Genomic DNA, 22,893 nt, shown 5'->3' with positions numbered 1-22,893 from the left:
TCCTTCCCGTCGGCACTGAGCCGACGCACGCGGCGGCGGAATCGCCTGCCCGCGTTCCCCCCTGCTCCCTCAGGCGGAGGCCGGTTCGTATCTCCCGGCCCCGCCGATGCTGCCCGCCGCCAGCCCCAGGTACACCGCGGCCAGCTCGAACCGCAGCGCCAGCACCGCGGCGCGGACGATCTCGTCGGCCTCGATCTCCTCGGCGGGCGCGATCAGGTCCGCACCGGGCAGGAACTCCTCGGCCTGGTACCGGGCCGCCTCGGTGGCCGGACCGGTCCGCACCGACAGCAGCAGCACCCGCGTCGCGACTCCACCAGGAGAGTCGTCTGGATCAGCGAAAATGTCTCGCTCCGCACCGCCGGACTGGGCGGCCCGGCGCAGGGCCGGGCGGGCCAGCGCCTGCCGGAAGTCCTCCACGTCGCACACCAGCGCGGCGTGCGCGGCGAACGCGTGCGCCGCGTGCTCGCCGACCGCCACCGCGACCGGGTCGAGCCCCCACAGCAGCGGCACCCGGTCCGCGACCCGCAGCGCGAGCGCCTTCGCCGGATTGGCGAACGACTCGCGTGCCAGGTAGTCCTTCTCCGCCTCGAGGTCGAGCTGGTCGGCGAGCGCCTGCACGTCCGCGACCAGCAGGCCGAGCGCGTTCGCGGTGAGCAGCCCGGCGGCCAGCCCGCGCGGGAACGCCAGCTCCGGCGGCACCGGAACGCGCGGCGCGAGCAGCACGCCCTTGCCCGCCACCGCCGCCGCGACGGGCCCGTCCGCCGGCGCGGACAAGACCACCGACGCGCCGAACCGGGCGGCGCGCTCCAGCGAGGCGGCCAGCTCGCGGTCGCCCGCGTCGTCGGTGTGCGCGAACACCACGTCCAGCGCGCCGATCCAGGCCGGTACCGATTCGGCCACCACGACCGGCACCGGGCACGACGGCGTGAGCAGCGCGGCCAGCAGCCGGGTGAGCGTGCGGCTCACCCCTGGCCGGTCGATGAGCACCAGCGAACGCGGACGCCCGACGTCCAGCCGCTCGCTCAGCTCCAGCTCGGCCGCCGCCTCGGCGGTGGCCCGCACCTGCGCGCCTGCCATCGCGGCGGCGCGCAGCAACCCCGCGCGGTCGGCGTCGGCCAGCCGCGCGGAGTCGTCGAGCAGGGAATCGTCAAGCATGGTCAAGCACTGTCGCCGTGATCAGCGTCGGGCCCGGACGGACCGGGCAGCGTCGCCTCGTCGAGCAGCAGCACCGGGATCCCGTCGCGCACCGGGTACACCCGGCCGCATTCGGTGCAGGTCAGCGCGTCGGCCTCGGCGTCGTCCGGCGTGCCGGGACGCAGCGGCGCGTGATCCGGCGACGGGCACGCGAGGATCTCCAGCAGCTGTGCGTCAAGCGTGATGGCCATAGTTCCTCCATACCACGCGTCGTTGGGGTGTTGAGGGCGCCTTCCGGACACAATCCGGCGCCAGCCGGTCAGGCCCGGACAATGGCCAGCACCTCGGCGGTGAGCGCCTCGACCGCGGCCCGGTCGGCGGCCTCCACGTTGAGCCGCAGCAGCGGTTCGGTGTTGGAGGGGCGCAGGTTGAACCACGCGCCGCCGGGCAGCTGCACGGTGAGGCCGTCCAGCTCGTCGATCTCGACGCCGGACTTGCCCGCGTACGCGTCCTTCACCGCGAGCATGCGCGCGACCTGGTCGCTGACCGTCGAGTTGATCTCGCCGGACGCCGCGTAGCGCGAGAAGTCCTGGGTGAGCGCGGACAGCGGGCCGTTCTGCTCGCCGAGCGCGGCGAGCACGTGCAGCGCGGCCAGCATGCCGGTGTCGGCGCGCCAGAAGTCGCGGAAGTAGTAGTGCGCGGAGTGCTCGCCGCCGAAAATCGCGCCGGTGCGGGCCATCTCGGCCTTGATGAAGGAGTGCCCGACCCGCGTGCGCACCGGCTTGCCGCCGTGCTCGGCGACGATCTCCGGCACGCCCTTCGACGTGATCAGGTTGTGGATGACCGTTCCGCCCGGCTCCTTGGCCAGCTCGCGCACCGCGACCAGCGCGGTGATCGCGCTCGGCGACACCGGCTCGCCGCGCTCGTCCACGACGAAGCAGCGGTCCGCGTCGCCGTCGAACGCCAGCCCGGCGTCCGCGCCGACCTCGCGCACCTTGGCCTGCAGGTCGACGATGTTGGCCGGGTCGAGCGGGTTGGCCTCGTGGTTCGGGAAGGTGCCGTCGAGCTCGAAGTACATCGGCACGATCTCGATCGGCAGGCCCTCGAAGACGGTCGGGACGGTGTGCCCGCCCATGCCGTTGCCCGCGTCGACCACGATCTTCAGCGGCCGCGAACCGGACAGGTCGACGAGATTGCGCAGGTAGGCGGCGTAGTCGCCGAGGACGTCGCGCTCGGAGACGGTGCCGCGCTGCCCTTCGAAGGCGGGAACGCCCTGCTCGACGGTGTCGCGGATCTCCGCGAGGCCGGTGTCCTGCCCGACCGGCGAGGCCCCGGCGCGGCACATCTTGATGCCGTTGTACTTCGCGGGGTTGTGGCTCGCGGTGAACATCGCGCCCGGCAGGTTGAGCGAGCCGGAGGCGAAGTAGAGCTGGTCGGTGCTGGCCAGGCCGATCGACACCACGTCGAGGCCCTGCGAGGTCACCCCGTCGGCGAACGCCGCGGCCAGCTCCGGCGACGAATCGCGCATGTCGTGGCCGATCACCACGGCCGGCGCCTCGGGTTTGATGAGCAGCGCGAACGCGGCCCCGAAGTCCCGGACGAGGGCGGCGTCGAGCTGTTCGCCGACCACGCCGCGAATGTCGTAGGCCTTCACGATGCCCGAAAGGTCTGGCACGCCTTCTCCCCGCCGCTAGTTCCGTGGCGACGCCACTCGCGCCGCGGGCGAAAGCCTACCGGTCGGGAGGACGGCTCAGGCGCGCCCCGGGAGGACGCGCAGATGGCCGCGCCTGCCGGAGGGTCCTTCGGGCTCGGGCTGCGCGGGCGGGACGTCGGAGCGACCGGCCTCGCGCACCGCCTCGGCCAGCGCGGTCAGCTCGTCGGCGGACTGCTCCGGAGCGGCGAAGGCCCCCTCGTGCCGGACGACTTCCCAGCCCTTCGGGACGGTCAGCCGCAGCGCGTGGGCCTCGCAGAGGTCGTAGGAGTGCGGTTCGGAAGCGGTGGCCAGCGGCCCGACGACCGCGGTCGAGTCCTGGTAGGCATACGTGAGCGTGGCGACAGCGGGTTCGAGGCAACCCGTTCGCGAACATTTCCGTACGCTCCGCACGATCCGAAACGATAGCGTGTCGCCGCAAGCGAGTACCGGCGACACGCGCGTTGCCCTGGCGACCGCATAGACTTGGCCGGTGGCGACGGCTCGTGACTACCGACAACGGCAGCGGCTGCGACGGGACCGGCACGGCCGGGGCCTGCGCGGAACGCTCTATCCGGCGTCCCTGCCCGCGGCGGCGAGCCGCGCGGAACGCTTCGACGCGCTGGTTCTGGACGCCCTGGAGCCCATCGAAGCCCGCTGGCGGCACGAGCTGACGAAACTGGACGTAGCGGTAGACGACGTCCCCGAAGTCCGCATGGACGGCCGCGCCCCAGCAGACGGCGTACTGCACGACGGCACCGTCCCCCTGTCCCGGCTGGTCCCCGCCGGCGTCGACCGGACCGGCCTGCCCACCCGCGCCCGGATCGTCCTGTACCGCCGCCCGCTGGAAGCACGCGCGAAGGACCCGTCAGAACTAGCGGACCTGGTCCACGACGTCCTGGTAGAGCAGGTCGCGGGCTACCTGGGCGTAGAACCAGACGTAATCGAAGGCGACTGACCCGCCCCGCGATCGAAGCACCCACACCGCCCCCAACCCCGATCCGAAGCCGCTCTGCGGTTCGGGGGTGCTTGTCAAGGCATCTTTCCCGCCTTGACAAGCACCCCCGAACCGTCAGCACAATTGGCGTTCGGGGTGGGGGGCGCGCACCCGGGCGCAATGTCGCCGCCAGGCGACGAGCCGCCCCTACCGCCTCCGAGACGGAATCGCCGTCAACGCGGTAAACAACACCGCCGCCAACTGCACCAGCAGCAGCAACCCCCGCTCAGTCCCAGGAAAAACCACCGACACCTCCGAAGGCTGCGCAGGCACCGACACCGCCACCTGATGCCCCCAAGCAGGCACGATCGGCACCGCCTTCCCCCCGACACTGGCCTGCCACCCAGCCTCCTGCTCGGCCGCCAGCACCAGCAACCGCCCGGTCGGCCCCTCCGAAGCCCGGACCCGGACCTCCGGCAACCGCGCGGCCACCGGCGAAACCCCCGGATTGGTCCCCGGTGCTCCCCCGCCGGTAACCGCCTGCTTGGCCAGTTCCGGCGAAATCAACGCCACTTCCCCGGATTTGGGCAGCAACCGCAACACCGGCCGCCCGTCCGACATCGGCGCGGCCACCGCAGCAAGATCACTGGCCGCCGCGGCAAAAGCCCGCGCGTCCGTCCCCAAAGGCAACACCACGTACTGCACCCCGGCAGCCGCAGCCGCCGCGAACACCCGCTTCAGCGCCGCGACATCCCCTTGCCCGAGCCCGCGCCGCCAGTCAGCCAACCGCTCCGGCGTTCCCTTGACCGGCGCGAGCTCGTCATCCCCGAAGAGCGCCAACCGCCCTCCGGTCTGCCGCACCTGCCCAGCACTCACATCAAGCACAGACCGCCCCGTAGCAGCGACATCCGCCGCCACCTCAGGCGCGAGCTGCGGCCGTGCCGCCGCCGTCAACGGCCCCTCGGATCCAGTCGCGACCGCGCCCGCGGCCAGCGCGGCCACCACCACGACCCCAGCCACCGCCAACACCTTCGGAAGCCAAGCGAGCGGCACCGCCGAACCACCCTGCTGCCAAGTAGCCAGCACCGCCCACAACAGCCCAGCCCCGACGACCAGCAACGGCACCCCGGCATACCCCGACGCAGGCGCCCCGCCCTGCATCGGCGTCAACTGCACCTGCCGGACCACCACCACGCCGACCAGTCCCAGCACCGCCAACGACAGCCCGCCGACGACCTGCTTCCGCGGCCGGACCACGAGCGCGACGAGCGTCGCCGCGAGCACCACCACCCCGGTCGGCCACGCCCCCGGGCCGCCCGGCGTCAGCCCGGCGAGATCGGTAGCCGACGCCGGCGCGGCCGGACCGCCGAGACCCTGCAGCAGCAGTTCCGGATGCCGCAGCAGCACAGTCGGCCACGGCAGCAACAGCACCAGCGGCAACAGCACCACGATCCCGACCGACGCCACCCGCCGAGCCAGGCCGGACGGCGCGGGCAGCACCACGAACCCGACCAGCAGCCCCACCAGCGCGAGCCCGTGCGCGAGCGGCGAGAACGCCCCCAGCAACGCGACCCCGAACGCGGACAACGCCGAGACGTGCAGCCACCGCGTCCCCGGCCGGGTCAGCAACCGGACGATGCCCGCGACCACAAGCGGCAGCACGAGATGCACCACAACCACGTCCAGCCGCCCTTGCGCGACCGACGCCGTCGCGGCAGGCAGCAACGCGTACGTCGCGGCCACCGCAGCGCGCACCCAGCGGCGCACGGCGAGCTTGCGAGTGGCCACGTACGCGCTCAGCGCGGCGAGCGGGATGTCGCCGATGAGCAGGATCGCCACGAGCGCGGCCGGGCCGCCGATCGGAGCGAAGAGCGCGCCGAGCGTCCCGAGCACCGGGAGCGTCGCGGGAGCGGGCGCACCGGTGCCTCCGGCGACCGAATGCCACGGCGACAGGTACGTCGACCAGATCTCGCCCAGCCCGCCGACCGGCAGCAGCTGGCCGCCCCACAGGTCGAGACCGAGCCGCCCGCGGTTGAGCACCAACGCCAGCGCGGTGAGCAGAACGACCAGCACCACCGGCGGCGCGAAGACGGTCGCGGCGAGCACGCGGCGCCGGTTGACCTCCACGAACACCAGATCCGGTTCCGGCGGGGCCGGTTGCGGACGGGGCGACGGCGACGGATAGGAGGCGGTCTCCTCGACCGGTTCAGTGTCCTCTTCGGACACTGGCGCTTCCGGAAGCGTGACCGCGACAACCGTACCCGGCCGGCGCAGCCCCCGGCCGCGAGTGCTCAGCCCGCGCAGCGCACCCGCGGGCAGGGCGTCCGGGCCGACCGGCCGTGCCCCGGACGCGGCGAGCGCCTCGGGCGGAATCCACGCCGACTCCTGCTCGACGCTTTCGGGCACCGTCCCGAGTGCTACCTCGCTCTGTACCCCGCGCCGGACGAGTCCAACCACCCCGGCGCTGATCGCGTTGCGCAGCCGCATGATCCGGCTCGTGAAGAGCCCGCGGACAGTGCCCGGCCGCGGCTGGCCGCGCCGCCACGCCCGGGCCGCGCGGAGATTTCCCTTGCCCCCGCACAGGTATCCGAGCGCGGCCAGTTCCGCGCCTGCCTCGGTGGTGCGCCGCAGCACGAAGAACACGATCGCGCGCAACAGCAGCAGGATCGGCAGCCGGACGAGCCCGAACCAGAACGACGGGGTCGAGCAGTTGACGAGAAAGACGCGTACGCCGTGCGAACGGTTGAGCGCGGCGAGCGGACGCCCGGCGGCGTCTGGGGTGCGCTGCCCGGTGGACAGGGCGCGAGCGTGCCGGACGCGCGCCGCGGGCACCGACAGCACGAGCGAGCCGGCCGCGTTGGCGCGCCAGCCGAAGTCGAGATCCTCGCGCAGCAACGGGAAGTCCTCGTCGTAGCCGCCGAGGGCGTCCCAGAGTTCCCGCCGCACCAACGATCCGGCGCTCGGCACGGCGAGCACCTCGCTGGGTTCGCCGTCCGGCGCGGCCATCTGCTGGCGGTGCCCGGAGGCGTCGGTGGACAGCCCCGCTTCGACGATCAGCCGCGGATCGGTCCAGTCCGTGCCGAGCGGACCGAGCACCTTCGCCGAAGGGTTTTCCTCCGCCGCGCGGAGGAGCTGGCCGAGACAGCCGGGTTCGGGGGCGCAGTCGTCGTGCAGGATCCACAGCCACGTTCCCGGGTCGCCCCACCGTTCCACCGCGTGCGCGACGGCCGCGGCGACCGCCTCCGCGAACCCGGTTTCACTCGGCAGAGTGACAACTGAAGACAGCACGGGCTCCTCGGCGGCCGCGCCCGGCTGCGCTGCGTCGGCGAGCAGTTTCGGGGTACGGTCTGTCGATCCGGTGTCCACGGCGAGCACGTGCCGCGGGCGGACTGTGCTGCGCCGCAACGCGGAAAGCGCCAGCGGCAGCCATTCTTCGCCGTCGTGACAGACCACAATGGCCAGAACGGGCAACGTCCGCACAGCGGGCGGAACGACGGTGCGAGACAAGAACGGCTCCTGCTCGGACGGGACGACGGGTGCGGTCACCCTACGGCGTGCGCCGACGCGCGGACACCGGCCCACGCCGTGCGTCCGGCGGATCCCACCGCGTGGACCAACCGAGCACAAGAGAAATCCCGCGCGGGGGCGAACCGGCGCGCTCACGCGGGAACGGCACCCCGAGCGAGAGATCCGCGGCACACCGGGGATCTCGTGAGCGGAAGACGAAGATCACAAAGAGAACCGCGGCACAGCACCGGTTTTCCCGGCCGCCGCGACGGCAGTTTTACCCTCCCGGCTCCGCCGGATCAGACCGCGCGGATCCGGCGAGCGTGCCCGGCGCCACCTCGGCGAGGACTCCCATCCCGCCGCGGCGCACCGGCCGCACCGCTCGCGTCGCCGCCGGACCGGCGGCGAGGCTCGCCCCCGGCCCGCGTGGACCGGGGGAACCGAAACCCGTTCAGACAGCCCGTTTCTTCAGCTTGCGACGTTCCCGTTCGGACAGTCCGCCCCAGATGCCGAAGCGCTCGTCGTGCGCCAGCGCATACTCGAGACAGTCGTCCTTGACCTCGCAGCCAAGGCAAATCCGCTTGGCCTCGCGGGTCGAGCCGCCCTTCTCGGGGAAGAACGCCTCCGGGTCGGTCTGCGCGCACAGGGCGCGCTCCTGCCAGTCCTGCTCCTCGGGGACGTCGAAAAGGTCGGTCAGATCCCCGAGCTGCTGCTCCGGGTTCTCTCCCCAACCCACGACGTGCCCCCATTCCCTGTTGTCCGCTTCCAACCGCACGTCCGCCTCCTCGCTCCTACGCACTCCCCAGGCTGGCGGTGGTGAAACGACACCCGCTGCCCCCTCCGACAGCGAATGACATCACTGTGATTACACCTGTGTAGTGCGGCCAGGTCAAGCCGAGTAGCGAGTTCGGGGGATCTCCGCGCCCCGGTGCGCAAGGGGACACGCCGAAGACTTCACACCGGGCATACGGAAGACTGGTGGGGTGCAGAGATCAGCAGTGCGTCCGAGCCCGATCTTCCTCGGCATCCTCGCCGTCGCCGTCGCCGGTGGTTTCCTGGCTGCATACGGTGATTCCACGACTCTTCTCGGTTCCCGCGACCCGATGTTCATCGCCGGCGTCGTGCTCCTCGTCGCGGGCGGCTGGATGACGTCGCTGACGCTCCACGAGTTCGGGCACGCCTTCGTCGCCTTCCGCGGCGGTGATCACGAGATCGCTCACAAGGGGTACCTCTCGCTGGACGTCCGGCGCTACGCCGACCCCGTCCTGTCCTTCGTCCTCCCGCTGATCTTCTTGCTGATCGGCGGCATCCCACTGCCCGGCGGCGCGGTGTGGATCAACCGCGGCGCGCTGCGCAACCGCGCGACGGCGTCGTGGACGTCGCTGGCCGGCCCGCTCAGCAACCTCGCCGTCGGCGCCGCGCTGTGCCTGGCGACGATGCTGATCCCGATGGCGGCCGGCCTCTTCTACGCGATGTCGTACCTCGCGCTGCTGCAGATCATGACGTTCCTGATCAACATCCTGCCGGTGCCGGGGCTGGACGGCTGGGGCGCGCTGGAGCCGTATCTCTCACCGCAGGCGCGAGCGTTCGGCGCTCGGGTGCGGCCGTGGGCCCCGCTGGTGCTCTTCGCGCTGTTCTTCCTTTTCCGGCCGGTGTCGGATCTGCTCTGGAGGATCGCCGGAGCCATCTACGAACCGCTCGGCGGCAACGCGGGCGCTGCCTACATCGGGCAAGCCGCGTTCCTCTTCTGGCACTGAGCGGGTGTGGTGGAACCTGGGCGGTTAGTCGTGGTGATCTTGGGCTAGGCGGCGGGCGGCTTCGGTTTCGACGGGGCCGTCAGCGAGGCGCGCGGACCCGATACGCCGTGGTTCACGGCGCGAGAGCACACCGCGCCGGACACCAGGTTCCCCAACACCCTCCGCGGGCTCAGGCCCACTCCCGGTGGGCCATGAGCCACGCGTGCGCGCGCTTCCAGACCTTTTTGAGCCCGGAGCGCTCGCCGAGGTAGTCGCCCGCCGCGCCGACCACCGGCAGCATTCCGAGCACCCGGTGGATCCATCGGCCGCGCGGGCGCTTCTCGAGTTCGCCGGTGATCCCCCACAGCGACTTGCCGAGGTGCCAGAGCGTGCTCGCGACGGCTTTCGCGGTGACCTTGCCGTGTTTGCGGTGGGATTCGTCGAGTTCCTCGGTGAGCCGCGCGGTCTCGCTGTCCTCCGCGGACTTCGCGGACTTGTCGTGGCTGGCTCCCGCCGCGAGGTCGGCGTCGATCTCGCGTTGGAACAGCACCGAGGCGATCAGCCGGACGCGGCTGCCCACGTCGGTCACGCCGTACTCCCCGGCGATCGCGCACAGCACCAGTCCCTGCGACGCCGCGCCGAGGGTGTCCTGCACCGGCAGCCGGTCGGCGAGCGCGCCGCCGAGTCCGGGGATCGAGGTCAGCAGCGAGGTGAGCCTGCCGACGCGGTTGACCCACCAGCTCGCGCGCTGGTCGATGTCCATCGCCGCCCAGCCCGCGGTGCCCGGCAGCTTCACCGTGGACAGCGCATGGAGCATTTTCTTCTTGAGCCCGGCGTCGGCGAATTCGTCCTCGCCGCGGCGGGCCCGCGCTTGCATACCGAACGGGTCGGCCTCGCGCAGCGCGTCGATCACCGGCGCGCACGCGCGCACGAACGGTCGCAGAATCGCCACGACCTGACGGTCCGAAATGGCCTCAGACACGGACACCTCCCTTCGCCGCGGCCCGGCCGAGCCCGCCGCCGAGGACCAGTGCGGCGGGCAACGCGCTCGCGCCGAGCAGAAGCAGCGCGCGCCAGTCCTGGACCAGCACGACGTCGCCGCCCGGACCGAACAGGCCGACCCCGAACACGACGAGTACCCACACCAGCAACGGCACGAACGACAAACCGGGCCGCACGAGCTTCCCCGCGGTCAGCACGAGCCACGGCGTGGTGACCGCTCCGACCACCGCGGTGACCGGCAGCGGCACCTCGCCGAGCGGACCGAGCCGCAGCGGGAGGAAGAACAGTTCGAGCAGCGCCAGCACGACCGCGTCGACCGCCAGCAGCACGAGCATCAGCCGCTGGTCGCGAGTGAGCGGGGCGGACACGGTCACCACCCTCCGAAGAGATCGGTCTCGGCGCCGGCGGCGTCGCCGTGGGCGAGCACGAAGTACTCGGCGGACGGGATCGGCTGCGCGATGCTGTTGGTCAGCGCGAAGTGCGGCACCGCGCCGTCGACCACGGTCAGCTGGGTTTCGTGCGCGCGCAGCGCCGCCAGCTTCGCCTGCCGGTGCGCGGAGATGTCGACCACGGTGGTGATTGTGCCGTCCGGAGTGGACGGAAGCTCGCCGTCGGCGGCCACCCGGAACGGTGATGTCCCGTCCGCACGCAGTTCGGCGAGCCCGACGGCGAGCGCGGCCTCGGACTGGACCACGTGGAAGACCCGCCGGACCGAGGGGGCGTCCGGAGCCGCCGCCATGGTGATCTCGTGCGCGCGGATGTGGTCGGGATGGCCGTAGCCGCCGAAGGAGTCATAGGTGACGACGACCTGCGGCGCGAAATCGTCGATGAGTTCGCGCAGCTGCGCGGCCTGCTCCTGCGCCGAACCGCCGGTGAACGCCCGCGGGTGCTCGGCGGACGGCGTGCCCGCCATGCCCGAATCGCGCCAGCGGCCGATGCCGCCGAGGTACTCGTGCCGGGACAGGCCGAGCGCGGCGGCCGCGGCGGCCATCTCCCCGGACCGGTACCCGCCGAGCTGGTCGGCCTCCGCCGCCACGAGCTGGGCCAGCCGCGGCGGGACGATCTCGCCCTCTTCGCCGAGCGTGCAGGTCACCACGCACACCTCGGCGCCCTCGGCCGCGTACCGGGCGATGATCCCGCCGGTGGCGATGCTTTCGTCGTCCGGGTGCGCGTGGACCAGCAGCAGCTTCCGCTTCACGCTCTCAGGTTAATGACCACCCCGTCCGCGCCCGGGACGCCGACCCCCGGCGCGGCGTTCCGGAACCGGGAAACCGCGCCGTGCACGGGAAAATGCATTCGCATCCCACGACGTCGGACCAGCGTCCCGGCTCGTGGGCGTTCCCTTCCGCGGAACGTTCCGCGGTTCGGAATGCGCGGACGAGGACGCAAGATGCTCGGAACACCCACCGAGCACCCGCCGCCGTCCGGGCGTTTTCGCCCGTGCCCGGCGGCGGGCGCATTGTTTCGCTTCACGAGATCGGACCAATTTCTTGTCACTTCGGGTTCGTCGCGACCGCGGGACTGCTCCATTAGCTGGGGTACCGCATACGGAACGGGGCGGTTATTGTCCGCCGGGCCGGTTGGCCCGCTGGGCCGAATTGCCACCCGAACCGGTCGGGAGTTCCCGTGATCAACTACTGACCGTAGTCGATCAAGTGCGGAAATCACGGTGCAACCAGGGGGCACGAGATATCTGTTCCGCAACGATCTCACTGAGAGTGTCCGGATCGATAGGTTTGCCGTCTGTCCAATGCCTAAGTTTCACGGCTACGGTGAGCAACGCGATACCGATCGGTGCTTGCGCGTCAGGAAGAGTCGCCTCGCAAACCCGCGACGGCGTCGAGCAAGGAGAATGAATGTTAGTGACGACTAGGTCGCGCGCCGCGAAGCTGGGCGCGTTCGTCGCGGGCGCGGCCCTTCTGCTCTCCGCATGCGGTGGTGGCGGGGGCGGCAACAGCGCGGTGCAGACCGGGCAGGCATTCGCCGACTGCGACAAGAACCCGAACACCTGCAACTCGGCGCAGGCCGATCAGCTCCAGCAGGGCGGCGACGTCACCTTCGCGATCGAGAAGAACGTGCCGAACTGGAACGTGACCTCGGCCGAGGGCAACGTCTTCGAAACCGGCATGGTCACCAAGGGCATCCTGCCCTACACCTTCTACGCGACGCCGGACCTCAAGCCGGTCCTGAACAAGGACTTCGTCGAGTCCGCCGAGCTGACGAACCCGACGACGATCGTCTACAAGATCAACCCGAAGGCGGTCTGGTCCGACGGCACCCCGCTGTCGGCCGACGACTTCATCTACAACTGGAAGGTGCAGAACGGCAAGGACTGCCCGGACTGCGCCCCTGCCGACACCTCCGGCTACGACCAGCTGACCTCCGTGGTCGGCTCGGACGGCGGCAAGACGGTGACCGCCACCCTCGCCAAGCCGTTCACCGACTGGAAGAAGCTCTGGGGCTCGTCCGGCGCGATGTACCCGGCGCACCTGGCCAAGCAGCACGGCGACACCAACACCCCGGCCGGTCTCGCGTCGTCGTACAAGTGGTTCGGCACGACCGTCCCGACCTGGACCGGCGGCCCGTGGAAGATTTCGAAGTTCGTCAACAACCAGTCGATCACCGAGGTCCCGAACGAGAAGTACTGGGGCGAGAAGCCGCGGCTGAACAGCGTCATCTTCCGCATCATCACCGACGCGACGCAGGAGCCGACCGCACTGCAGAACAACGAGGTGCAGGTCATCTACCCGCAGCCGCAGGTCGACCTGATCAACCAGGTCAAGAACATGCCGAACATCTCCTCCTACATCGGCCTCGGCCTGACCTGGGAGCACTTCGACTTCAACCTCAAGAGCCCGGCGCTGGCCGACAAGACGCTGCGCCAGGCGCTGTTCACCGCGGTCAACCGCAAGGACATGATCGCCAAGACCGTCGGCCAGTTCACCAACAAGGTCGAGCCGCTCAACAACCACAACTTCATGCCGCAGCAGCAGGGCTACAAGGACGTGGTGAGCGCGACCGGCCAGGGTTCCGGTGACATCGAGAAGGCCAAGAAGATGCTGACCGACGCGGGCTACAAGCTGGCCAACAACCAGCTGTCCGACCCGAGCGGCAAGCCGATCCCCGAACTGCGCATCCGCTACACCGTCGGCAACCAGATCCGGCAGAACGAATGCGAGCTGTTCGCGCAGACCGCGGCCCAGCTGGGCATCAAGGTGAAGGTCCAGTCCACCGACGACCTCGGCCAGACCACCACCAGCGGCGACTACGACGTCATCGTCTTCGCCTGGGTCTCCTCGCCGTTCCCGTTCGGCGGCGCGAAGCAGCTGTGGGGCACCGGCCAGGGCAGCAACTACGGCAAGTACAGCAGCAAGCAGGTCGACGACCTGATGGAGCAGGCCAACGCCGAGAACGACCAGACCAAGGCGGCGGACCTGCTCAACCAGGCCGACAAGATCATGTCCGAGGACGCGTACGTGCTTCCGCTGTACCAGAAGCCGACCTTCATCGCCTCGTCGGACAAGATCGCGAACATCCGCAACAACTCGACGCTCGACGCGCCGGTGTACAACATGGCGGAGTGGGGCATCCGGAAGTGATCAACGACCGGTAGATTCCCGCAGGAGCACCGGTGAAGGGCCGGCCGCAAAGCCGGCCCTTCACCGTATCCGCGAACAATTGCCCTTTTAGTTCCCGAACACCACGATTGCCCCGCCTGCGCCGCCAAGGCCCTGCCACCACGAGCGGCGGGCGCCGGCAGAACACCGTCCAGAGCAGGAAGACCTCCATGCTTGCCTTCGCACTGCGCCGGCTATTCGTTTCGGTGCCGATCCTCATCGTGTCGACGTTCGTCGTCTTCGTGATGGTGTCGCTCTCGGCCAACCCGTTGACCCCGCTGATCGCGAGAAACCCGCCGCCGCCCCCTCGCACCATCGAACTCGAACGCATCCGGCTGCATCTCGACCAGCCGATTCTCGAGCGGTACTGGCACTGGATCACCGGCGTGCTGCACGGTGATTTCGGCCCCTCGGTCCAGTCCACCATGAACATCGGCAGCGAGGTGTTCGGCCGGTTCGGCGTGACGCTGCGGCTGATCGTGCTCGCCATGGTGGTGGCGCTGATCCTCGCCGTGCTGATCGGCGTGATCAGCGCGTCGCGGCAGTACTCCAAGTTCGACTACACCGCGACCTTCTTCGGCTTCCTCTTCCTGTCGATGCCGTCGTTCTGGTTCGCGCTGGTGCTGAAGCAGGTCGGCATCGGGATCAACGAGTCGGTGGGCGACCAGGTGTTCTACACCATCGGTTCCTCCTCGGTGGTCGCCGCGGGCGGGTTCTGGGCCCAGTTCGGCGACGTGCTCGGCCACCTGATCCTGCCGACGATCTCGCTCGCGCTGACCAGCTACGCGGCCTGGAGCCGCTACCAGCGCGCGTCCATGCTCGAGGTGCTCAACAGCGATTACGTCCGCCTCGCGCGGGCCAAGGGCCTGCCGCGCTGGACGGTGACGCGCAAGCACGCGCTGCGCAACGCGCTGATCCCGCTGACCACGGTGACCGCGCTCGACATCGGCTCGATCCTCGGCGGCGCCGTCGTCACCGAAACCGTGTTCCAATGGCAGGGTGCGGGCGCTTTCCTGCTGGACGCGATCAAGCGCAGCGACGTGTACGCGGTGGAGGCGTGGCTGCTCATCGCGGCCACGTTCATCATCCTGCTCAACCTGATCGCCGACCTGCTCTACGGCCTGCTCGACCCGAGGATCCGCTATGCCTAACGACGCAATCCCCACTCCGCCCACCACCCTGGGCGGCGCTCGGTTCGCTCCGGACGACCCGCAGACCCCGAAGGGCGCGCCGGAACGCGAGTTCACGGTCAAGGAGCGCAGCCAGGCGCAGCTGGTGTTCCGGCGGTTCCTGCAGCACCGGCTCGCGATGATCAGCCTCGTCGTGTTCGTGCTGATCATCCTGTTCGCCTACGTGGGCGCGGCGATCTGGAAGTACGACGCGGGAGCCATCACCGACCAGAACTCGGCCCCGCCCTCGGGCGACCACCCGTTCGGCACCGACGCGGTCGGCCACGACACGCTGGCGCAGGTGATGCGCGGGACGCAGATCTCGCTGCAGATCTCGATCCTCGTCGCGATCTTCGCGACCGTCGTGGGCACCATCTGGGGCGCGGTCGCCGGTTACTACCGCGGCTGGCTCGACACGGTCTTCATGCGCATCGCCGACCTCGTGCTCACGCTGCCGCTGCTCGCGGTGGCCGCGGTGCTCGGCCACCAGTCCGGCGGCACGTGGTGGCTGATCGCGGTCGTCATCGGCGGCCTCTACTGGGCGTATGTCTCCCGGGTGGCGCGCGGCGTCGTGCTTTCCTTGCGCGAGAAGGAGTTCGTCGAGGCGTCGAAGGCGCTCGGCGCGAGCGACAGCCGGATCATCTTCCGGCACCTGGTGCCCAACGCGCTCGGCGCGATCATCGTCAACCTGACGATCCTGGTGTCGATCGCCATTCTGCTCGAGACGGCGCTGTCGTTCCTCGGCTTCGGCGTGCAGCCGCCGGACACCTCGCTCGGGCTGCTGGTGAGCAGCGCGCAGACCGCGATCGACACGCGGCCGTGGCTGTTCTACTTCCCGGGCATTTTCATCATCCTGATCGCACTGACGATCAACTTCATCGGGGACGGCCTGCGGGACGCGTTCGACCCCCAGCAGACGAAGGTGCGCGCATGACCCAGAACGGCTCGCAAGGACGCGGCGGCGATCCCGTCCTCGTCGTTGAGGACCTGACCGTGCAGTTCCCGACCAGCGAGGGCGTGGTCAGCGCCGTGCGCGGCGTGAACTACCAGCTTCGCCGCGGCGAAGTGCTCGGCATCGTCGGCGAATCCGGCTCCGGCAAATCGGTGACCTCGCTCGCGGTGATGGGCCTGCTGCCGAAGACCGCGAAGGTGTCCGGCTCGATCCGGTTCGGCGGACAGGACCTGCTGAAATCGAACGAGAAGGAACTGAACAAGGTCCGCGGCAAGGGCATCGCGATGGTCTTCCAGGACCCGATGACCTCGCTGAACCCGGTGTACACCGTGGGCGACCAGATCGCCGAGGCGATCACCGCGCACCACGACGTGCGCAAGGACGTCGCGAAGAAGCAGGCGGTCGAACTGCTCGACCTGGTCCGCATCCCGAACCCGAAGCAGCGCGCGGACGAGTACCCGCACCAGCTGTCCGGCGGCATGCGCCAGCGCGTGGTGATCGCGATCGCGATGGCCAACAACCCGGACGTGATCATCGCGGACGAGCCGACCACCGCGCTCGACGTGACGGTGCAGGCGCAGATCCTCGAGGCGCTGCAGGCCGCGCAGAAGGAAACCGGCGCGGCGATGGTGCTGATCACCCACGACCTCGGCGTGATCGCCGGCCAGGCGGACCGGGTGCACGTGATGTACGCGGGCAAGGTCGTCGAGTCCGGCACGGTCGACGACATCTTCTACCACCCGCGGATGCCCTACACGCTGGGCCTGCTCGGCAGCCTGCCGCGGCTGGACGTCAAGACCGACCGGCTCACGCCGATCACCGGTTCGCCGCCCGCCACGCAGAACATGCCGCCGGGCTGCCCGTTCAGCCCGCGCTGCCCGCTGTCGCAGCCGATTTGCGACGAGGAGGAGCCCGCGCTCGTCGCCGGCCCGAACGGGCAGCACGCGGCCTGTCACTTCACCGAGCAGGTCGTCGGGAAGGACCCGGCGGAGCTGTTCAGCGCCACCTCGGCCGACGCGGCAGCCGTCCCGGTCGCCGTGGACGCCATCGCGACCGACACGGAGACGAACCGATGAGCGAGGCCACGGCGGGACAGGCACCCGTCCTCTCCGCGCAGAACCTGGTCAAGCACTTCCCGATCCGCGGCGGCGGCATCCTGCGCCGCGTTTCGGGGGCGGTGCAGGCGGTGTCGGACGTGTCGTTCGACATCTACCCGCACGAGACGCTCGCGCTGGTCGGCGAATCCGGCTGCGGCAAGTCGACCACCGCCCGGGTGGCGCTGGCGCTGCAGCCGCTCACCGGCGGCAAGGTCACCTACGAGGGCAAAGACCTCGCGACGATGGGCAAGCGCGAACTGCAGCGGCTGCGGCGCAGCATGCAGATCGTGTTCCAGGACCCGTACGCCTCGGTCGACCCCCGGCTGCCGGTGAACGAGATCATCGCCGAACCGCTGCGCATCCACGGCCTGTACGAGAACGGCGGCAAACAGCAGGTCCGCGACCTGATGAAGACCGTCGGCCTGCGCCCGGAGCACGGCAACCGGTTCCCGCACGAGTTCTCCGGCGGGCAGCGCCAGCGCATCGGCATCGCCCGCGCGCTCGCGCTGAAGCCGAAGGTGCTGGTGCTGGACGAGCCGGTGTCCGCGCTGGACGTCTCGATCCAGGCGGGCGTGCTGAACCTGCTGAAGGATCTGCAGGCGGAACTCGGGCTGTCGTACCTGTTCGTGTCGCACGACCTTTCCGTGGTGCGGCACGTGGCGGACCGGATCGCGGTGATGTACCTCGGCAAGATCGTGGAGACCGCGCCGTCGGAGGAGCTGTTCGAGAACCCGGCGCACCCGTACACGCAGGCGCTGATCTCGGCGATCCCGGTGCCGGACCCGCGCAAGGAGCGGACGCGGCAGCGGATCGTGATCACCGGTGACGTGCCCAGCCCGGCCAATCCGCCGTCGGGCTGCCGGTTCCGCACCCGGTGCCCGAAGTTCGCCAACCAGCTGGACGACGCCGGACGCGAGAAGTGCAAGACGGAGGAACCCGCCTTGATCGACCGCGGGCAGGCGCATCCGGTGGCGTGCCACTTCGCGGAGAGTCTGCAGCTGATCTGACGCGGCAACGAAAAGGGGCCTCGCACTTGTTCGTGCGAGGCCCCTTTTCGCGTACCGGATCAGGTCGCGCCACGGGTCCAGTTCACCGCGGATCCGAACGGGCCCTGCATCGGCGGACCGGGCGTCAGGCCGGAGATTCCCTTGCCCACCGCCAAAGTCTCGGCTTCCTGGAACAGCGGGATCACGACGTTTTGGGACCACAACTGCGGTTCCAGCGTCTTGAGCGAATCCGCGACAGTCGCGGAGCCAGTGAGGGCCGAGTCGATCGTCGCTTGCAGGCCCTGGTCGCACAAACCCGCGGGATTGGCTGGCACCACTGGTTTCGTCTTGTCCGCGGGCACGGGTTCGGGCGCACAGCCGTAGCTCGACGCCAGGACCGTCGCCGGGTCGCCGCCGACGGGTTGGCCTACTACGGCGATATCCACGCCGACCGTGCTGTTCGAATCCGGGCTCGCCTGCTGTTTCCCGTTCACCACCGGCATCGCCAGCAGGGACGAATACAGGTCGCGCGGCTGCGGTTTGATCTGGTTGACCTCGATGCCGCCCGCGACCAGCTCTGAAGCCAGTTCCTTCGCGATCGACGCGTACGGTTCCTGTTCGCCGGGCGACGCGAGCACTATCGACAGCGTCTTGTTTCCCTTGCGCCACACGCCGGCTTCCTTTTTGTACCCGGCGGCGGTGAAGTACTGCTCGGCCTTGGTCGCGTCCGGCGCGGCCGGCGGGCCTGCCGGAATGGTGGCCGCGTAACCCTTCGCCGAGGGGGGCAGGACCTGTGCGTCCGCTTTCAGCGTGGCCGACGGGCCGCCTTTCGCCCCGGCGGAGATCAGTTTTCCGCGGTCCAGCAAGGCGGCGACGCCCGCGCGGACTTGGGGTTCGGAAAGCGTCGCGCTCACCGGGCGCAGCAGCACCGACGCGGTCAGCGGACGCGGCAGCGTGTGCAATTTGACCGCCGAGCCCAGGTCGTTCAGCAGCTGCAGGCCGGTGGAATCGGTGCGGGTCAAGGAGAATTGGTCGTTGCCGCTGCGCAATGCGGTCGCGATGCCGGACGCGTCGGAGCGGCGCAGGATCAGGGTGTCGACCGCGGCGGGCTTTTCCCAGTACCGGTCGTTGCGCTGGAGAGTCGCTTCGCCGCGGGCGGTGTCGATGGTCTTGATCGCGAACGGTCCGGCTACCGCGGGGAAGCTCGTCGCGAGGGCATTCGCCCAGCCGCCCGGCGAGTCCTTGAGCAGGTGTTGCGGCAGCAGATTGTCGAACAGCGTCTGCCAGGCCGGGTACGGCTTGCTGAAGGTGACCTCGACGCCCTTGCCGCCGTCGCGGGATTCGATGTCCGAGATCAGCCGGTAGCCCGCCGGTTCGATCACGCCGGGGTTCGTCTTCATCGCGTTGGCGAGGTAGATGAAGTCCTCGGTGGCGATCGGGGCCCCGTCGGACCACGAGGCGTCCGGGCGGATCACGTACTTCACCGTGAACGGCACCTGCGAGACGACCTCGGCCGAGACCATCAGCGTCTTGTCGAGCGTGCGCGTGCCGTCCTCGGACTGCCGGAACACCGAAGGCAGCAGGAGCTGCGAGAGCGCGGTGGTGATCGTCGAGGCGTCCGCGATGCTGTGCGGGTTGTAGCCGCCGACGACGTCGTCCACGCCGACCACGATCTGCGACTGCGACGCCGCGCTGGTCGTGCTCGACGGCGGAGCCGACGTGACCACCGGGGGCGGCGGGGTGTTCGAACACGCGGCGAGCAGTACTCCCGCCAGCGCCAGCACCGGCCCCAGCCGGCGTCCGAATCGCACGCTCGTCCTCCTGAAAGTTCCCGCCGCGCTCCGTGGTCCGAGCGGACATGCTGCCATGCCAGGGCGGGGGCCGGCATCGAGATTCCCACATCGGCCGTCACTCCGTGACATCGGAGTGGATACCGCCATAAGAGTGGACGCGCGAACCGCCGTCGCGGTTCACGCGAAAGGGCGCCTCCCGGGAACGGGAGGCGCCCTTTTTCACCTGCGCGAGGTTCAGCTGTTTTCGCGGCTCTTGGCCCGCGAGCGCTCCTTGGCGCGGGTCGCGATGTCGAGCGTGACCTTGCGGACCCGCACGACCTCCGGCGCGACCTCGACGCATTCGTCGCTGGCGCAGAACTCCAGAGCCTCCTCGAGGCTCAGCTTGCGCGGCCGGGCGAGGCGCTCCAGCTCGTCCCCGGTGGACGAGCGCATGTTGGTGAGCTTCTTCTCCTTGGTGATGTTGATGTCGAGGTCCTCGAGCCGCGGGTTCTCGCCCACGACCATGCCCTCGTACACCTCGGCTCCGGGCTCGACGAAGAAGCTGCCGCGGTCCTGGAGCTGGATCATCGCGTACGCGGTGATCGGGCCGGACCGGTCGGCCACCAGCGAACCGGTGTGCCGGGTGCGGATCTCGCCCGCCCACGGGAAGTAGCCCTCGAACACGTGGTTCGCGATGCCGGTGCCGCGGGTTTCGGTGAGGAAGTCGGTGCGGAAGCCGATCAGGCCGCGCGAGGGCAGCACGTAGATCAGCTTGATCCGGCCGGTGCCGTTGCCGCTCATGTCTTCCATCCGGCCCTTGCGGGCGGCGAGCAGCTGCGTGATCGAGCCGAGGTGCTCCTCCGGCGAGTCGATGTACAGCCGCTCGAACGGCTCGTGCAGCTTGCCGTCGATCGTGCGCAGCACCACCTGCGGCTTGCCGACGGTCAGCTCGAAGCCCTCGCGGCGCATCTGCTCGACCAGGATGGCCAGCGCCAGCTCGCCGCGGCCCTGCACCTCCCAGGTGTCCGGACGCTCGGTGGGCAGCACGCGGATCGACACGTTGCCGATCAGCTCCTGGTCGAGGCGGGCCTTCACCAGCCGCGCGGTGACCTTGTCGCCGCCGTTGCGCCCGGCCAGCGGCGAGGTGTTGACGCCGATGGTCATCGAGATGGCGGGCTCGTCCACGGTGATCCGCGGCAGCGCGACCGGCTCCTCGGGGTCGGCGAGGGTGTCGCCGATGGTGATGTCCGGGATGCCCGCGATGGCGACCAGGTCGCCCGCGCTGGCCTCGGTGGCCGGGACGCGGGTGAGCGCCTCGGTGACGAGCAGTTCGGAGATGCGGACGTTCTGGACCGAACCGTCCTCGCGCATCCAGGCCACGGTCTGGCCCTTGCGGAGCTTGCCCGCGTGGATGCGGATCAGCGCGATGCGGCCGAGGAAGTTGGACGCGTCGAGGTTGGTGACCAGCGCCTGCAGCGGCGCGTCCGGGTCCGCGACGGGCGGCGGGACGTGCGTGAGCAGGGTCTCGAACAGCGGGTCGAGGCTCTCGCTGTCGGGAAGGCCGCCGTCGGCGGGCTGCTCCAGCGACGCCTTGCCGGCGCGCGCCGAGGCGTAGACGACCGGGAGGTCGAGGATCGCGTCGTGGTCGGCGTCCTCGATGTCGCTCGCGAGGTCGAGCAGCAGGTCGTGGGTCTCCTCGACGACCTCGGAGATCCGGGCGTCCGGGCGGTCGACCTTGTTGACCACGAGGATCACCGGCAGCTTCGCCTCGAGCGTCTTGCGCAGCACGAAGCGGGTCTGCGGCAGCGGGCCCTCGCTCGCGTCGACCAGCAGCACGACGCCGTCGACCATGGAGAGGCCGCGCTCGACCTCGCCGCCGAAGTCGGCGTGGCCCGGGGTGTCGATCACGTTGATGGTGACCGTGCCCTCGGGGGTCTGGCGGTGGATGGAGGTGTTCTTCGCGAGAATGGTGATGCCCTTTTCCCGCTCGAGTTCACCGGAGTCCATCACGCGGTCGACCAGCTCGGCGCGTTCGGCGAAGGCGCCGGACTGGCGGAGCATGGCGTCGACCAGGGTCGTCTTGCCGTGGTCGACGTGGGCGACGATCGCGACGTTGCGCAGGTCGGGCCGGGTCTTGCCGGACGCGCGGCCGGTTTCGACCGCGGTGGCGCTGGCTGCGGGCACGCGAAGACTCCTGAACTCGAAAGAAAGGCGGGTGGCGCCGCGCGGCGAACGAAGATCACGGGCACCGGGAAATGCGACCGGCTCTCGCTGACCGGCTTTGGCCACACGCGGACTTCCAACAGGATACCTGTTGGGGTGGTGTGAGGAGCGCCACGCCCTCTTCTCGGTTAGGCTCACCTAACCTTTGGGGTGTTCTTGGCCGCCGGTGTGAGGAGTGCGCGTGGGGAAAAAGGACGCGGACGATCCTCGGGCCGTGGTGCGGAAGTTGATGAAGGCCGGGAAGGTCAAGAAGAAGTGCTGCCGGTCTGACGATCGGTGCAAGAAGTGTCCGGTTTTGGCGTTGAAGAAGGCTAAGAGGCGGGTTGCCAAGGCTGCTTGAGGGCGTTCTCGGGCGGCTCGTCGCCCTGGCGGGCGACATTGCCGATTGAGTGGTTGCGTGGGGCCCCCGAAGCTTGATTGTGCTGACGGTTCGGGGGTGCTTGTCAAGGCGGGAAAGATGCCTTGACAAGCACCCCCGAACCGCAGGGAGGCTTCGTATCGGGGGCGGGGGGAAGGTGTGGGTGCCTCGCTGTTTGGGTGCAGCGGTTGCCGTTTTAGGGCTGGGGGCTTCGCTCGTGGGTGCAGCGCCTGCGGTTTAGGGCTGTGAGGGGAATCTGAGGGGGCGCTGGATCCGTGAAGGCGGCCTCGCGGGACGGCGTTAGTTGTCCAGCAGTTCGTTCACCAGGGTTAGTTCCGGGGCTGTTCTGGTGGGCTGGAACTGGATGATTTCGTAGGTGGCCAGCTGGTTGATCGCGAAGGGGTCCGTGGCCAGGATCGCGTCCAGCTGTGCGCGGTCCATGGGGCGGGTGACGATGACGCCGCCGGTGCGGGGTTTTTGGGCGCCGGAGGCCAGGAAGCGGCCGTCTTCGTACTGCTTCGTCAGCCACTCCTGGTGGGCGGGGAGGGCGCGGTCGATTTCCTCTAGCGGAACGGTGTACGTGAGCACGACGACGAACATGGTTCGAACCGTAGTCCGGTGCTAGGCTCGTCGCATGCGTTTCCAGAGCACTCAGTGGTGGCCGTCCGTTGGCGGCCCCTTAGCTCTGCGCTGAAAAACCAGCGAAGGCCGCC

Annotated in this window: 19 protein-coding genes; 7 read left to right on the top strand and 12 right to left on the bottom strand. The window is 69.8% G+C overall.

Going from position 1 to position 22,893, the window contains the following annotated elements:
• Positions 1-69: 69 nt before the first annotated feature.
• The 4 genes from F9C11_RS13500 to F9C11_RS13485 form a co-directional block, all read right to left on the bottom strand.
• Positions 70-1,155, bottom strand: a complete 1,086-nt coding sequence (locus F9C11_RS13500; RefSeq protein WP_409185204.1) for a hypothetical protein — start codon at positions 1,153-1,155, stop codon at positions 70-72.
• Positions 1,156-1,157: 2 nt separating this feature from the next.
• Complete coding sequence (locus F9C11_RS13495) at positions 1,158-1,385, bottom strand: Trm112 family protein (RefSeq protein ID WP_409185203.1); 228 nt, start codon at positions 1,383-1,385, stop codon at positions 1,158-1,160.
• Positions 1,386-1,453: 68 nt separating this feature from the next.
• A complete protein-coding gene (locus F9C11_RS13490; protein WP_409185202.1) occupies positions 1,454-2,809 on the bottom strand; it encodes a phosphomannomutase/phosphoglucomutase in 1,356 nt (451 codons plus the stop codon).
• A 75-nt stretch (positions 2,810-2,884) separates the two neighbouring features.
• Positions 2,885-3,238 (bottom strand): DUF3499 domain-containing protein, encoded by a 354-nt coding sequence (locus F9C11_RS13485; protein WP_037718335.1) that lies wholly within the window; start codon positions 3,236-3,238, stop codon positions 2,885-2,887.
• A gap of 79 nt (positions 3,239-3,317) precedes the next feature.
• Between F9C11_RS13485 and F9C11_RS13480 the strand changes: the two genes are divergently transcribed.
• Complete coding sequence (locus F9C11_RS13480; protein ID WP_409185201.1) at positions 3,318-3,782, top strand: metallopeptidase family protein; 465 nt, start codon at positions 3,318-3,320, stop codon at positions 3,780-3,782.
• A gap of 186 nt (positions 3,783-3,968) precedes the next feature.
• On the opposite strand, the gene F9C11_RS13475 is transcribed toward F9C11_RS13480, so the two are convergent.
• A complete protein-coding gene (locus F9C11_RS13475; protein WP_409185200.1) occupies positions 3,969-7,268 on the bottom strand; it encodes a glycosyltransferase in 3,300 nt (1,099 codons plus the stop codon).
• 451 nt (positions 7,269-7,719) lie between these two features.
• Entirely contained in the window at positions 7,720-8,043 is a 324-nt protein-coding gene (locus F9C11_RS13470; protein ID WP_037355639.1) for a WhiB family transcriptional regulator, read from the bottom strand.
• Positions 8,044-8,266: 223 nt separating this feature from the next.
• On the opposite strand from F9C11_RS13470, the gene F9C11_RS13465 reads away from it, so the two are divergent.
• On the top strand, positions 8,267-9,025 hold the full coding sequence (locus tag F9C11_RS13465) for a site-2 protease family protein (RefSeq protein WP_409186897.1): 759 nt from the start codon (positions 8,267-8,269) through the stop codon (positions 9,023-9,025).
• Positions 9,026-9,194: 169 nt separating this feature from the next.
• On the opposite strand, the gene F9C11_RS13460 is transcribed toward F9C11_RS13465, so the two are convergent.
• From F9C11_RS13460 to mshB, 3 genes are read right to left on the bottom strand one after another with little or no spacing between them, the layout of a single operon-like run.
• The gene (locus F9C11_RS13460; protein WP_409185199.1) at positions 9,195-9,986 is read right to left on the bottom strand and encodes a hypothetical protein; all 792 of its coding nucleotides are present in this window, start codon (positions 9,984-9,986) and stop codon (positions 9,195-9,197) included.
• A complete protein-coding gene (locus F9C11_RS13455; protein ID WP_409185198.1) occupies positions 9,979-10,380 on the bottom strand; it encodes a hypothetical protein in 402 nt (133 codons plus the stop codon). The genes F9C11_RS13460 and F9C11_RS13455 overlap by 8 nt, the downstream gene beginning before the upstream one ends.
• The gene (gene mshB / locus F9C11_RS13450; RefSeq protein ID WP_409185197.1) at positions 10,377-11,204 is read right to left on the bottom strand and encodes an N-acetyl-1-D-myo-inositol-2-amino-2-deoxy-alpha-D-glucopyranoside deacetylase; all 828 of its coding nucleotides are present in this window, start codon (positions 11,202-11,204) and stop codon (positions 10,377-10,379) included. Before mshB ends, F9C11_RS13455 begins: the two co-directional genes overlap by 4 nt.
• 658 nt (positions 11,205-11,862) lie before the next feature.
• Between mshB and F9C11_RS13445 the strand changes: the two genes are divergently transcribed.
• The 5 genes from F9C11_RS13445 to F9C11_RS13425 all read left to right on the top strand — a co-directional run bounded on the left by F9C11_RS13445 (position 11,863) and on the right by F9C11_RS13425 (position 17,848).
• The gene (locus tag F9C11_RS13445; protein WP_409185196.1) at positions 11,863-13,605 is read left to right on the top strand and encodes an ABC transporter family substrate-binding protein; all 1,743 of its coding nucleotides are present in this window, start codon (positions 11,863-11,865) and stop codon (positions 13,603-13,605) included.
• Between the two features lie 188 nt (positions 13,606-13,793).
• Positions 13,794-14,774 (top strand): ABC transporter permease, encoded by a 981-nt coding sequence (locus F9C11_RS13440; protein WP_409185195.1) that lies wholly within the window; start codon positions 13,794-13,796, stop codon positions 14,772-14,774.
• Positions 14,767-15,726, top strand: coding sequence for an ABC transporter permease (locus tag F9C11_RS13435; RefSeq protein WP_409185194.1), 960 nt, complete (start codon positions 14,767-14,769; stop codon positions 15,724-15,726). Before F9C11_RS13440 ends, F9C11_RS13435 begins: the two co-directional genes overlap by 8 nt.
• Positions 15,723-16,820 (top strand): ABC transporter ATP-binding protein, encoded by a 1,098-nt coding sequence (locus F9C11_RS13430; RefSeq protein WP_409185193.1) that lies wholly within the window; start codon positions 15,723-15,725, stop codon positions 16,818-16,820. Before F9C11_RS13435 ends, F9C11_RS13430 begins: the two co-directional genes overlap by 4 nt.
• Positions 16,817-17,848, top strand: coding sequence for an ABC transporter ATP-binding protein (locus F9C11_RS13425; protein WP_409185192.1), 1,032 nt, complete (start codon positions 16,817-16,819; stop codon positions 17,846-17,848). The genes F9C11_RS13430 and F9C11_RS13425 overlap by 4 nt, the downstream gene beginning before the upstream one ends.
• Before the next feature lie 59 nt (positions 17,849-17,907).
• Here the strand turns inward: F9C11_RS13425 and F9C11_RS13420 are convergent, their stop codons facing one another.
• The 3 genes from F9C11_RS13420 to F9C11_RS13410 all read right to left on the bottom strand — a co-directional run bounded on the left by F9C11_RS13420 (position 17,908) and on the right by F9C11_RS13410 (position 22,780).
• The gene (locus F9C11_RS13420; RefSeq protein WP_409186896.1) at positions 17,908-19,611 is read right to left on the bottom strand and encodes an ABC transporter family substrate-binding protein; all 1,704 of its coding nucleotides are present in this window, start codon (positions 19,609-19,611) and stop codon (positions 17,908-17,910) included.
• Positions 19,612-19,854: 243 nt separating this feature from the next.
• Positions 19,855-21,783 (bottom strand): translational GTPase TypA, encoded by a 1,929-nt coding sequence (typA, locus tag F9C11_RS13415; RefSeq protein ID WP_409185191.1) that lies wholly within the window; start codon positions 21,781-21,783, stop codon positions 19,855-19,857.
• A gap of 697 nt (positions 21,784-22,480) precedes the next feature.
• On the bottom strand, positions 22,481-22,780 hold the full coding sequence (locus F9C11_RS13410) for a YciI family protein (RefSeq protein WP_409185190.1): 300 nt from the start codon (positions 22,778-22,780) through the stop codon (positions 22,481-22,483).
• Between the last annotated feature and the right edge of the window lie 113 nt (positions 22,781-22,893).

The organism is Amycolatopsis sp. VS8301801F10 (assembly GCF_046195355.1).
Taxonomy (GTDB): domain Bacteria; phylum Actinomycetota; class Actinomycetes; order Mycobacteriales; family Pseudonocardiaceae; genus Amycolatopsis.
This window is presented reverse-complemented; position numbering and strand designations above follow the sequence as displayed.